Raw genomic sequence first — 12,246 nt, forward strand, 5'->3', positions numbered from 1 at the left:
CAGTACTTTTGGCGCATGTCGCCCAAAGGACACAATGCACCTCGCCTGCCTTGACGGGGCCCTGCGCGGATCACGGGACTCAAGCACAGTAAGCAACACGCACTCGCGCGGCTCCGTGCCGATACGGACCGACATAGGGGGGCGCGTCGCCAGGTTCGCATCAGGGCCGCCTCATCACCGCCGCCTGACCCGCGCCAATTGCCTCTCGCGGCGCTCTCGGTTGATCGCGTGATCCCTTCCAAGGGCGCGATAAAAGCCGGGCCCCTTTGACCAGTTCAGGAACTGGCTGAAGCTGTCGACCTGGTCGTCGTGGCTACCGCGCGGGAAGGACTGCAGCTCCCGCTTGAAGGTGGCCAGCCACGGCGCCTCAGCGGGCAGCAAGACCTTGCCCTCTTCCACCGGTGCGCAGGCCGCGTTGAACCGTATCTCCTTGTCCTTTTCAGGGGTAATGGCTTTGAACCGCCGGTCATCCCGGAAGAGTTCATGCAAAAGGGGCCGGCCTGTCGCCGCATCCTCGATGAGAACACGCTCCGGGTCCCAACAGGCTGCCAAGGCCAGCACCTTCGCCTTCAGGTCAGGATAATCCAGCTGCCCCCGCCACACATCGAGCAGGTACCAGGCATTCTCCCGGAAGCCCCATGTTGTGCAGACCGAGAAGTCGGAACGCGGATCCGCGGAGGTCCCCGTGTCCCAGCTTTGGACTACCAGTTGATACCAGCGGCGATCCTCGAGTTCCGCATAAGTTCCAAACCACTCCCAGCGCAGCGGTGACCCGTCAGGGGCAATCGGGTTCTGCTGGTACTGGCAATTGAAGACCGCCGCCCCCATTTCCCGGCGAAGGCCATCGAGTGTCGCACGGTCAAGCCGCTGCGGGAAGAGCAGATCGCCCGGGGCGCGCCGGTGCACCCTACCCTGCCCGACCGGAACGACCTCTGCCTCTTCCGCTACGGCCGGCAGGTTGAGATGGCGGTAGGTCCCCTTGTTGAGCAGGTATCCCGGCGGGTCGGCTTCGTGGAGACGTTGCGCCACCATCACCACCCGGCCCTCGGCTTGGTTGTCAAAACGCGACAGCAAGGTGCCATCGATGAACTCCTGCGCCCGCACCAGTTCCGCCTCAGAATTGGCGTCGCCGGCTTTCAGCAGGTCATCGATGATGATGTAATCCGCGCCGTGCCCGGTCACCGCACTGCCAATGGAGACAGCCTTTCGGCTGCCGCCTTGCGTGGTCCGGATTTCGTCGGCGGTGTTGCCCCTTGTTGCAAGCCGCGTCTGCGGAAACATCTCCTGGTACCAGCGCGATGTCATCACGCGCCGGCAGTCCTCCGAATGCTTGCGGGCGAGATCGAGACCGTAGCTGGCCACAATGATCTTGGCGCCGGGCTGATGGCCGAGAATAAAGGCGACATAAGCGACCGCCACGGTCACGGATTTGAGGCAGCGTGGCGGGATGTTGATGACAAGGCGCTTGTTCTCGCCCGTGCGGACATTGTCCAGCTCGTGACACATGGCGCGCACGTGCCAGGCCGGCACGAACCTGTCCTCCGGCCTGCCGTTCAGCGTCTCGAAGGTTTTCCAGACGAAGGCGAAGAAGTGTTCCCGGCAGAGCGCAAGAGACGCCTGCCGGACCATGCGGGGATCAAGCATCTTCATGGTTTTCCTTCCCAACTGTGTCGCCGTCCGCCTCGTCCTCCGTATCCCTGCCTTCCGTCGCCGTGAAGTAGTCGCGCAGGATGTCGAAGTCGACGGCCTCAGGACCGGGCACCTGCTCTTCGGCCTCGACCTCTGGCACAAGCCGCCCGTAGAGATCCGGGTCAAGTTTCAACAGCGCGAACAAGGCTTTCGGATCGCCTTGTAAAGCATTGGCAACAATGCGTTTGGCCATAGCCGCGGCCTTGGTGATCGTGACCTGGCGCCCGCGCTCGCGCACCGTGATCTTCGAGTCCAACTCGCGCTTCACGCTTGCAAGGACACCACGCGCGTTTTTCGGGCGCCCCTTGGGATTGCCGGACTGGCCTTTCTTGAACTGGCTGTGCTTCGGCGGCTTGCCGTAGCCCACGTCGTAGTCTTGTTTCTTCTTGTCAGACATGGCCAGCCTCCTCTTCCAGCGGCTCGTTCGACATGGCAGCACGCGTAGTGAAGCTCTCCCCGGACGCAGCATGCACGGCCTCCTGCCCGGTTTTCTCCTGCCAGCGGCGGATCGCGACATCGACATAAAGCGGGTCAAGTTCAACCAGCCGCGCCCGACGACCGGTCTGTTCCGCCGCGAGCAGCGTGGCACCGGAGCCACCGAAAACATCGAGCACCACGTCACCGCGCCGGGTCACGTCCATGATCGCATCGGCCACCAGTGCCGTCGGCTTGACCGTGGGATGGTCCACGAGATCGGCCGCGCGTCCCTTGCCGAAGCTGTTCACACCGGCATAGTCCCAGACATTGGTGCGGTTGCGCCCGTGCTTGCCCAGTTCCACGTTGTTGATATGCGGCGCGCCCGGCTTCTTGAAGATGCAGACCAGTTCATGCTTGGAGCGATAAAGGCTGCCCATGCCGCCATTGGTCTTGTTCCAGACGCAGAGATTGATCAGGTCGAAGCCGCAGGACTTCCCGACCGTGATGAGATCCTCCACGTGGCGCCAATCCATGCAGATGTCGGCAATCCCGCCCATGGGCAGGGTATCGAACAGTTGGGCCAGCACATTGCCAAGGAAAGACCGGAACTCGGACGGCGTCATCTCCCCGGACGCCATCGCAAACTCGCGATGCCCACCCCCGTTGCCCGCGCGCACATGCCCCTGCACGGGGACATTATAAGGCGGGTCGGTGAACACCATCTGCGGCGTCTCGCCATCAAGGATCCGGGCATAGCTGTCATGTTCGAGCGCATCGCCGCAGAGGATCCGATGATCTCCGAGGATCCAGAGATCCCCGGGCCGGGTGACGGCCGGAATGGCCAGATCTAGATCGGTGACTGTTTCCGACGGTGCATCTTCCGAACCGGCAGCGCCCTCAATGATGATGTCGATCTCGGGCAACTCGAAGCCGGTGATGTCGAGATCAAAGCCGAGATCCCCAGAAAGGCCGAGGTCCATCAACTCGGCAAATTCGATCTGCAAGGCCGCCTCGTTCCAGTCCGACAGTTCCGCCAGCTTGTTATCGGCAATGCGCAGGGCGCGCACTTCAGCCGGCGACAGGTGATCTGCCACCACAATCGGCACATTCTGCATGCCCAGGGCCTTCGCCGCCTCGAGACGGCCATGCCCGGCGATGATACCCATCTGCGCATCGACAAGGATCGGGGTGACAAAGCCGAACTGAGCAACCGAAGCCTTGAGTTTGCCAATGTTCCTGGCCGTGTGGACACGGTTGTTCTGCGCGTAGGGTTTGAGGTCGGTGACCGGCACCTGCATGACCTTGTCGGCCATCCAGACGGTCGAGGTCGATGCCGCCGCATCGGGTTGGGGTTTCTTTTCAGGCATAACAGCCTCCTTTCAGACAGCGCCGGTTCGGCGCTTCGATTGAAAGGATCGCGCGGGGAAGTCGGAGTGAGCATACACAGCAACCCCCGGACCGTACGATCCGGTGAGTTGCCCCTTTGAATGCTCTCGGCGGAACCGCGCGACGCACGGCCCGGAGTGCTGCCTGAAGGACAACATCGGCCCTGTGGAAGGATTTCCGTGCAGGGCTCCGCCTGTATATCCACGGCGGAGGGATCCGTCAAGCCATTGTTTATGAACAAGAATCATGGGTGTGGTACCGACAGGTCGCGCCTCCCGCGCAAGGGTCTGCCGACACCCGCTGTCCCATCAACGCAAACGCGCCGCGCCTGACGCACAAGACACGGCCCATTCTCATGGGAGAAGGGGACATAAAAGCAGGTTCAGCATCCCCCTGCCCAAGGGCCCGTGCAAAACCCTTCGCCTGGCCGCCAGACAGGACTGGACTACCGGCCCGAACCACGCATCACTGTCATCACGCCCGCAGGAGATCGGGCGTTCCTCGGTACAGGGATCGGCATCCTGCCGGTCCAAACACTCCGAGGAGACACACAATGTCCAAACAGAAACAGAGCAAGATTGGAACGGTGCAGGCAATGCTCAAGCGCCCGTCCGGGGCCAGCCTCGACGCGATCTGCGCCGTCACGGGCTGGCAACCGCATTCGGCTCGGGCCGCCCTGAGCGGGTTGCGCAAGGCAGGCTTCACCATAGATCGCGAAGCCGCCCGGAAAGAAGGGGGCGACCCGGTTTACCGCATCACCGCTGGACCTGAGGATGCAGCATGATACGGGTCAGCGATCTCGAGAACATGGACCGGGCCGCGTTGATGGCGGCCTGGACGGATATTGTCCGAAAGCCGGTGCCCAAAGGCATGAGCAAGCCGTTCCTGCGGCGGTTTCTCGCAACGGAGATCCAGACACGCATGTCAGGAGGCCTGTCTCCCCGCATGCGCAAAGCGTTGGCGCAGGACGAGACCGCTGCACAACGCGCAAGGCGCCCTGGTCTCGAGCCAGGCAGCCGCCTTCTGCGTGAATGGAATGGTGTCACCCATGTGGTCGAGGTGACTGACACCGGCTTCGAATGGAACGGACAGAACTGGCGCTCACTGTCGGTGATCGCGCGTGAGATCACCGGCGCACACTGGTCGGGCCCACGCTTCTTCGGGCTGGGTAGGAAGACCTCACAATGAGCCAGCGTCCGAAGATCCGCTGTGCAATCTACACCCGCAAGTCTTCCGACGAAGGGCTCGACCAGGATTTCAACTCGCTCGACGCCCAATACGAGGCCTGTGCCGCCTATATCGCCAGCCAGCGTCATGAAGGCTGGAAGCTCGTGCCTGGGCGCTATGACGATGGCGGGCTGTCCGGGGGCACGCTCGAGCGCCCTGCCCTGCAGCGGCTTATGGACGAGATCGACGCCGGGCGCATCGACATGATCGTGGTCTACAAGATCGACCGGCTCACACGGTCGCTGGCGGACTTTGCCAAGCTGGTGGAGCGGCTGGAACAGGTGGGGTGCTCTTTCGTTTCTGTCACACAGGCCTTCAACACCTCTTCTTCGATGGGACGCCTCACCCTCAACGTGCTGCTCTCCTTCGCCCAGTTCGAACGCGAGGTCACCGCCGAACGCATCCGTGACAAGATCGCCGCCTCGAAGAAAAAAGGGCTCTGGATGGGGGGCGTCCCTCCGCTCGGGTATGATCCGCATCCCGACCGGACCCGGCGGGAGCTGGTTGTGAACGCGGCCGAAGCCGCGGTCGTCCGGCAACTCTTCGCCCTCTATGCCGAGCACCGCTGTCTCAATGCAGTCACGCACCACGCAGAGGCGCTGGGTCTGCGCTCAAAGTATCATGTCTTCGCAAGCGGCCGCACCCAGGGCGGTGGCCGCCTGAGCCGGGGACAGATCCACAAGGTGCTGACGAACCCCGTCTATCGCGGATTGATCCGTCACAAAGATCAAAGCTTTGCCGGAAAGCACCCCGCCATTATCGACGCAGATCTGTGGGAGGACGTACAATGCGCGTTGCAGGCTGCCAGCGCGCGCCGCCGTGGTGCAACTGCCGGGCAGCCATGTCCTGATACCGCTCCCCTGAAAGGCAAAATCCGGGACGAGACCGGTGATCTCCTCACGCCGACCCATACGAAGAAGGGTAGCAAGATCCTTCGCTATTACATCTCCAACCGGCTGGTATCCGGCGGAACCGATCCGACCGGATGGCGCGCGCCGGCCCCTGGCGTCGAGGCCGCCATGGTCACGCTCGTTGCCGATCACCTTGACAATTGTGCCAATCGCCACGCGCTTCTCAAGGAATGTGATGTCAGCCTGTCGGGCGCCATCGTGGATCGAACCATCGAACTTGCGCGGTACGTTCGCGACGCAGGCATCCGGGAGGCGGCTGCGCTGATCGAAACTGCAACACTGGGCAATGGTCGTATCGACGTCCAGCTTTCCTCTCGGGCCCTCGCGGCGGGTCTCGGTCTTGCAGTCGATACCCTGAACCCGGAGGTTCTCCGGTTCAATAATCCGTTCACGCATCGGCGGCGCGGTGTCGAGATGAAGATCGTGGCGGGCACACAGAAGCCCGTGCCGGACGTCGCATTGCTCCGTGCGCTGCGCAATGCGCATTGCTGGGCGGATGCCATCAAATCCGGAACCGCACTGAAGCGCCTCGCCTCAGACATGAATCGGACAGAGCGCTATCTGGCCAGGATCATCGCCTTGTCGGGTCTTTCGCCCAAAATTCAGGCGGCGATCATTGACGGCTCCCAGCCCGACGGCCTCACGGTCCGACGTCTTTTGAAGACGAACCTGCCCCTGGACTGGGCCGAGCAGGAAAGGCTCCTCGGCTTCGAAGGCTGATCATCGCTTCCTGTTCGAATTGACGTGCTCCCTGTTGCGCCCAGACTATTCCCTGTTCCAAGAAAAAAATTCCCTGTTTCTGCCTTTAGGGAAATCAGATCACAAACCGTTGGTTTCCAAAGCATAATTGCATATCGAGATGCCGCCATTGCCTGAAAACATCCGCAATTCCCTGTAAATCGAGCCATAACAGGGAAATACGCGAAAAAGCGGACCCACCATTCCGGCGCACTGAGACTTCGGGGAATTTTACTCAATGGAATGCAAAGTTATGTGTCTCTGAACGTCGCAGAGCGACGTAAGCGTCGGGAATTCCGCGGGAATTCTACGCGAAATGGACACCGGAATGCGAGACGAATGTCGGTGGCGGAGCGGAAGGGATTCGAACCCTCGAGACGGTTTCCCGCCTACACACTTTCCAGGCGTGCGCCTTCGACCACTCGGCCACCGCTCCGCCGACGGGTCTAGCGAAAATCGGCAGGGACGCGCAAGGGGCAAAGGGTAAAAACCCCGGCTTAATCCAGATGGATGTTCACCCGGCGGTTCTGCTTGCCCTTGTTCTCGATCTTGCCCAGCCGGATCCGGCCGATCTCGGCGGTGCGCGCCACATGGGTGCCGCCACAGGGCTGGAGGTCGACCTGGTCTTCGCCCGCGCCGATCCGGACCAGCCGGATGCGCCCGGCCCCGCGCGGCGGCTGCACCGACATCGTCTTGACCAGGCCCGGATTGGCCTCCAGTTCCGCGTCGGTGATCCAGTCCTGGCTCACCGGCAGGTCCCGCTCGATCAGGGCGTTCAGGGCCTCTTCGATGGCGTCACGGTCCTCGGGCGGTTCGGGCATCAGGAAATCCAGCCGCCCCTTCTCGGTGCTGATCTGCCCACCGGTCACCGGCAACGGCAGCACCACCGACAGAAGATGCAGAGCGGTGTGCACCCGCATGTGCCGGTGCCGCCGCTCCCAGTCCAGTTGCTGCAGCACCGTCGTCCCTACGGCGGGCAAAGGCTGCGGCTCGGCGGGCACCAGCACGATCTGCCCCCGCTCAGCCTTGACCGTCGTGGCGACCTCAAGCGCGCCACCTGACCATTCCAGCCGCCCATTGTCGCCGGGCTGGCCGCCGCCTGTGGCGTAGAAGATCGACCGGTCCAGCACGATGCCGCCCTCGGGCGTATGCGCCACCACGGTCGCCTCGGCTTCGCGCAGATAGGCATCCTGCAGGAATTGCGTCTCGGTCATCTTTCCCCCCCGTCGGCATCCGTATCGCCATCTCCCAGATCGTCCAGATCCAGATGGCCACGGTCGGCGGGCTCGGCCTCTGCCACCGCGCTGTCCCCTGCCGGGCTATTGCCAGTCAGCGTTTCGGGGTTGCGCAGCCAGACGTCGCGCTGTGCGAACGGAATCTCGATGCCTTCCTCGGCAAAGCGTTTGGCGATCTCGTGGTTCATGTCCGATTTTACGCTCAGCACGTAATTCACGTCCTTCAGGATCGCGCGGATCTCGAAATCCAGGCTGTCGGCGCCGAAGCCCTGGAACACCACCGACGGAGCCGGGTTCATCAGGACCATCGGATGCGCCTTGGCGATCTCCATCAGGATTCCCTCGACCCACTTCGTATCAGTGCCATAGGCGACGCCCACCGGCACGATCACCCGGCCCACCGTGTTGCCGCGGGTAAAGTTGGTGACCGTCCCGGACACCAGATCGGCATTGGGCACGATCACGTCGGTCCGGTCGAAGGTCTCGATCCGGGTGGACCGCACCGAGATGTCGCGCACATAGCCCATCTGCCCACCGACCTCGATCCAGTCGCCCTCGGAAATCGGCCGCTCGATCAGAAGGATGATACCGGAGACGAAGTTCGACACGATATTCTGAAGGCCGAAACCGATGCCCACCGACAAGGCCCCGGCCACGATTGCAAGCGAACTCAGGTCGATCCCGGCCGAAGTGATGGCGAGGATGGCTGCCAGGAATATCCCCACATAGCCCACGCCCGAAACCAGCGCGTTCTGCCCACCAACATCCATCTTGGTTTTCGGCAGCACCGTGTTCTTCAGCGTGCCCTGCAACAACCGCGTGATCGTGTAACCGATCACGAACACGATCGCGAAAACCAGGAAATCCGACGGGCTGATCCGCGTATCGCCGATCACGAACCCTTCTTTCACGCGCGTCCACAATTCGTCCAGCTCGGTGCTGCGCGCGCCCCAGATCAGGGCAAAGAACGGCGCGGACACGATCGCCAGCAGGAACCCTGCCAGAACCGGCACCAACCCTTCGCGTGCATCCTCGTCACCGCCCCGCACGAACACCCACAACTCGGCCATAAGCCGTTGCAGGATCATCAGCAGCGCGAACAACAACAGCGAGAACATCGTCGAGAAAGTCAGCACACGCGACGCCTCGAGATAGCCAAGCGCCGAAAGCGCCGGTCCCGCGAACGCTACCAGGACCAGGGCCTGCCCCAACAGGATCAGCAGCCGGTCGATGTATCTCGGCGCCTCCGTCGCTTCGCCGGTTTTTCTCTTTCCATGCTCACGCAGCAGACGCGACATCCTCCAGACCAGCAGCGCCGCAGGAACGACAAGGGCGAAATTAACGATCGCAACCGTTGAATCCGCCCACGCCTCGAACTGCGCAACCACCCGCAAGATCAGCGACAAACCAAGGACAAGACCGATCAGGCCGGCAACGACCCGGCCCTCTCTACGCTGCTCGGGGGGCAGGTCCAGAACCGGAATATCCCGCTCGACGCGGGGAAAAGCGCGCAGGCCGATCCACATGGCTCCGAACAACAGGAATCCCGCGGGGGCAAGACTGGCGAGGATCTGGTCAATCCGCAGCCCCGGAAGACCTGTCAGATAGGCCGCTTCGATCAGCATCAGAAGCGCTATGTTCATCACGATGGGCTGACCAAGCGATACGATGAACTCCACCAGCCAACGGCCCGATGACCGGCCCTTGTCGTGAATTCTGCGCGTCAGGCGCGCAAGCCAGTGATGCCCGCGCAACAGCAACACGAACGCGATCAGCGAGATCACGATCACGGCCGGCAGGAAGCTGGTGAACCGCTCCCGCTGCACCGGGTTGTTGAAGGCAATCGAAGCTTCGCCCCAGATGTTGTGGACCGCCGTCCGAAGCGACGCCAACGCCCTTGGCCAATAGGCCGGATTCAGCGGTGACGGCCCACGCTCCAACAACTGGCGCGATTGCCGTTCCCGCAGGATGCCGTCGACCCCCCGGATCAGGCCATCGGCCCTGGTATAGGCCAATTCCGCCGTCTTGCCCGGCGTGCGCAACTCGGACAGGCGTTGATTCAACTTGGCGCGGCTCTCCGCGATTTCGGGCGGCTCGTCGCCTTCCTCTGGCTTGGGCCCCAACGCGGCCAACTGCTCCTCGATGGTTTGGATCGTGGCGGCGTTGGCCGATTGTGCATCGACGAACTGCGAGCGCCAGTCGACCAGCTGCAGCCGCAACTCCTGGAACGCGGCGTCCGAGGCCCGGCCAGCTTCGATCGCCTCTTCGGCACGGGTCGCTGTCCGCTCCCAAGCCTCGAAATCGGGCAAGCCGTTCCTGTCCTGCGCCAGCGCATTGCCGGCAATCAGGGTTAGAGCCAGCGGCAACCAAAGGAAAAATGCGCGTAGGTGTCTCATTCTTCGACAAAGACCCCCGGCAGGTTCTTGGGCACCCGGTCCAGCCAAAGCGGCACGGGCAGCTCCTTTTCTTTCAGGAAGTCCGGGTTGAACAGTTTCGACTGGTACCGGGTGCCGTAATCACACAGCACCGTCACGATCGTATGGCCCGGGCCCATCTCGCGGGCCATGCGCACGGCACCGGCCACGTTGATGCCGGACGACCCGCCGAGGCACAACCCTTCATGCTCCAGCAGGTCGAATACATAGGGCAGCGCCTCGTCATCGGGCACCTGGTAGGCCATGTCGGGCGTGAACCCTTCCAGGTTCTTGGTAATGCGCACCTGCCCGATCCCTTCGGCGATCGAGCTTCCCTCCATCGCGATCTCGCCGGTGGTGTAATAGCTGTAAAGCCCCGCACCCATCGGATCGGCCAGGCCGATCTTCACGCCCTTGGGCTGAAGCGCCATGCCGACCCCGGCAAAGGTACCGCCCGATCCGACCGCACAGATGAACCCGTCGACCTTGCCGTCGGTCTGCGCCCAGATCTCGGGGCCGGTGCCCTCGATATGCGCCTGCCGGTTGGCCACGTTGTCGAACTGGTTGGCCCAGATCGCGCCCCTGGGCTCGGTCTTGGCCAGCTCTTCGGCCAGGCGGCGCGAGTAATGCACGAAATTGTTGGGGTTGCGATAGGGCGCCGCCGGCACCTCGATCAGCTCGGCGCCCGCCAGGCGCAGCATGTCCTTCTTTTCCTGGCTCTGCGTATCCGGGATCACGATCACCGTCTTGAAGCCCATCGACGCGCCGACCAGCGCCAGCCCGATCCCGGTGTTACCCGCGGTACCTTCCACGATCGTGCCGCCGGGCTGCAGCTCACCGCGCGCCACTGCATCGCGGATGATGTAAAGCGCCGCCCGGTCCTTGACCGACTGGCCGGGGTTCAGAAACTCGCATTTACCCAGGATGGTGCACCCGGTCGCTTCGCTCACCTGGCGCAGCTTGATCAGCGGCGTGTTGCCCACCGCCTGCGAAAGATCCTGTGCAATCGGGGATGTCATGGCGCGCTCCTTGATACTGCCCTGCCCTGTCAGGTGTAGGCGCTCGCCCCGGGGAACTCAAGCGGGCGCAGCCGCCCCGCCCGCCTCGGCGCGCAGCCGCGCGCGCTCCCGCTCCAGCCACAGAAGCGAAACAACCAGCGGCCCGTTATCCACCTCGCCATCCCGCAACAGCGCCATGGCCGCGTCAAAGCTCAGGACATGGCTGCGAATATCCTCATGCTCCTGGTCCAGCCCGCCAAAACCCGCGGCGTCTTCCGGCAGATCGGCCAGCCCCAGCAGCGAATGAAACCGCTCGGTCGAATAGCCGGGCGAGGCGTAATAGCTGCCGATCTTCTCGAACGCCCGGATCGTCAGCCCCGCCTCCTCCTCGCTTTCACGCGCGCCGGTCAGTTCGGGCGATTCCACCCCTTCCATCCGGCCAGCCACGGGTTCCAGCATCCAGGGCTTGCGATCTCCGCGCGCATAGGCACCCATGCGGAACTGCTCGATCAGCATCACCCGGTCGCGCACCGGATCATAGGGCAGAACCGTCACCGCATCGCCCACCACGAATACCTCGCGCGTTACCCACTCGCTCATCCCGCCACGGTACAGTGGATGCCGTAACCGGTAGCGCCGGCTGATGAAAAAGCCCGAATGCAAAGGCTCTTCCGCGTCCTCCTCGACCGCCTCGCGCCCGGTGTCCTGGCGCACCCGTGCCGGTACATCCTCGCGCTCTGCCGCGAGTTGCGCCGCGGCGCGGGTCTGGATCATGGGGTAACGCGCGGCCAACTCGGCGCCGTCCAGCACCCCGAAATAGCTCATTACCTCGCGTGCGCTGTGGCGCGTCAGCGGCCAGTGGTCGCGCACCCAGGCCTCCAGTGACCAGTCCGCCCCCGCCATCCAAAGGCCCGGTTCCGGAAAATAGACCTTTGCCGCCACCGCGCCCTCGTCCGTCTCGACCGTCACGTCCGCCAGAGCATAGCCAAAGCCCAGCTCGTAGAAATCCAGCCGCGCACGCGCATCACCGGGCACCGCGCGCAGAACCACGCCGTTCGCGACAGCCCCCGCGCTTTTCTGGATCAGCGGAAACCCGTGGCCCTCGGCCCATGTCACCCGGTGGTCCCGCAACGCCCCCGGAACAGGCCTCAGGTCCTGTGGCGCGCAACCGGCCACGATCTCCAGCAAGGGCGCGTGGCACAGCGTGCCATAAAGAAAAATACTATCCATT

10 protein-coding genes and 1 tRNA gene are annotated in these 12,246 nt (G+C 63.2%); 3 read left to right on the forward strand and 8 right to left on the reverse strand.

The features are described 5' to 3' along the window. Positions 1–174 precede the first annotated feature (174 nt). From terL to E0501_RS13260, 3 genes are read right to left on the reverse strand one after another with little or no spacing between them, the layout of a single operon-like run. Positions 175–1,650, reverse strand: coding sequence for a phage terminase large subunit (gene terL / locus E0501_RS13250; protein WP_137701876.1), 1,476 nt, complete (start codon positions 1,648–1,650; stop codon positions 175–177). After that, entirely contained in the window at positions 1,637–2,086 is a 450-nt protein-coding gene (locus tag E0501_RS13255) for a DUF5681 domain-containing protein (RefSeq protein ID WP_137701877.1), read from the reverse strand. The genes terL and E0501_RS13255 overlap by 14 nt, the downstream gene beginning before the upstream one ends. Then, positions 2,079–3,473, reverse strand: a complete 1,395-nt coding sequence (locus E0501_RS13260) for a site-specific DNA-methyltransferase (RefSeq protein WP_235857854.1) — start codon at positions 3,471–3,473, stop codon at positions 2,079–2,081. The genes E0501_RS13255 and E0501_RS13260 overlap by 8 nt, the downstream gene beginning before the upstream one ends. A 572-nt stretch (positions 3,474–4,045) precedes the next feature. On the opposite strand from E0501_RS13260, the gene E0501_RS21280 reads away from it, so the two are divergent. Genes E0501_RS21280 through E0501_RS13275 form a run of 3 tightly spaced genes read left to right on the forward strand, consistent with a single transcriptional unit; the run spans position 4,046 to position 6,350 of the window. Then, positions 4,046–4,276, forward strand: coding sequence for a DUF3489 domain-containing protein (locus tag E0501_RS21280; RefSeq protein WP_170222781.1), 231 nt, complete (start codon positions 4,046–4,048; stop codon positions 4,274–4,276). After that, positions 4,273–4,680, forward strand: coding sequence for a DUF2924 domain-containing protein (locus E0501_RS13270; protein WP_137701879.1), 408 nt, complete (start codon positions 4,273–4,275; stop codon positions 4,678–4,680). Before E0501_RS21280 ends, E0501_RS13270 begins: the two co-directional genes overlap by 4 nt. Then, entirely contained in the window at positions 4,677–6,350 is a 1,674-nt protein-coding gene (locus E0501_RS13275; protein ID WP_137701880.1) for a recombinase family protein, read from the forward strand. The genes E0501_RS13270 and E0501_RS13275 overlap by 4 nt, the downstream gene beginning before the upstream one ends. 364 nt (positions 6,351–6,714) lie before the next feature. Here the strand turns inward: E0501_RS13275 and E0501_RS13280 are convergent. The 5 genes from E0501_RS13280 to E0501_RS13300 form a co-directional block, all read right to left on the reverse strand. Next, a tRNA-Ser gene (locus E0501_RS13280) sits at positions 6,715–6,804 on the reverse strand. A gap of 61 nt (positions 6,805–6,865) precedes the next feature. After that, positions 6,866–7,582, reverse strand: coding sequence for an alanyl-tRNA editing protein (locus E0501_RS13285; protein ID WP_137701881.1), 717 nt, complete (start codon positions 7,580–7,582; stop codon positions 6,866–6,868). Further along, positions 7,579–9,999, reverse strand: coding sequence for a DUF3772 domain-containing protein (locus E0501_RS13290; RefSeq protein WP_137701882.1), 2,421 nt, complete (start codon positions 9,997–9,999; stop codon positions 7,579–7,581). Before E0501_RS13290 ends, E0501_RS13285 begins: the two co-directional genes overlap by 4 nt. Next, a complete protein-coding gene (locus tag E0501_RS13295) occupies positions 9,996–11,036 on the reverse strand; it encodes a cysteine synthase A (RefSeq protein WP_137701883.1) in 1,041 nt (346 codons plus the stop codon). The genes E0501_RS13290 and E0501_RS13295 overlap by 4 nt, the downstream gene beginning before the upstream one ends. Positions 11,037–11,093: 57 nt before the next feature. Beyond that, complete coding sequence (locus E0501_RS13300; RefSeq protein WP_137701884.1) at positions 11,094–12,245, reverse strand: gamma-glutamylcyclotransferase; 1,152 nt, start codon at positions 12,243–12,245, stop codon at positions 11,094–11,096. Between the last annotated feature and the right edge of the window lies 1 nt (position 12,246).

The sequence above is a fragment of the Marimonas lutisalis genome (assembly GCF_005434965.1).
GTDB classification, from domain to species: domain Bacteria; phylum Pseudomonadota; class Alphaproteobacteria; order Rhodobacterales; family Rhodobacteraceae; genus Marimonas_A; species Marimonas_A lutisalis.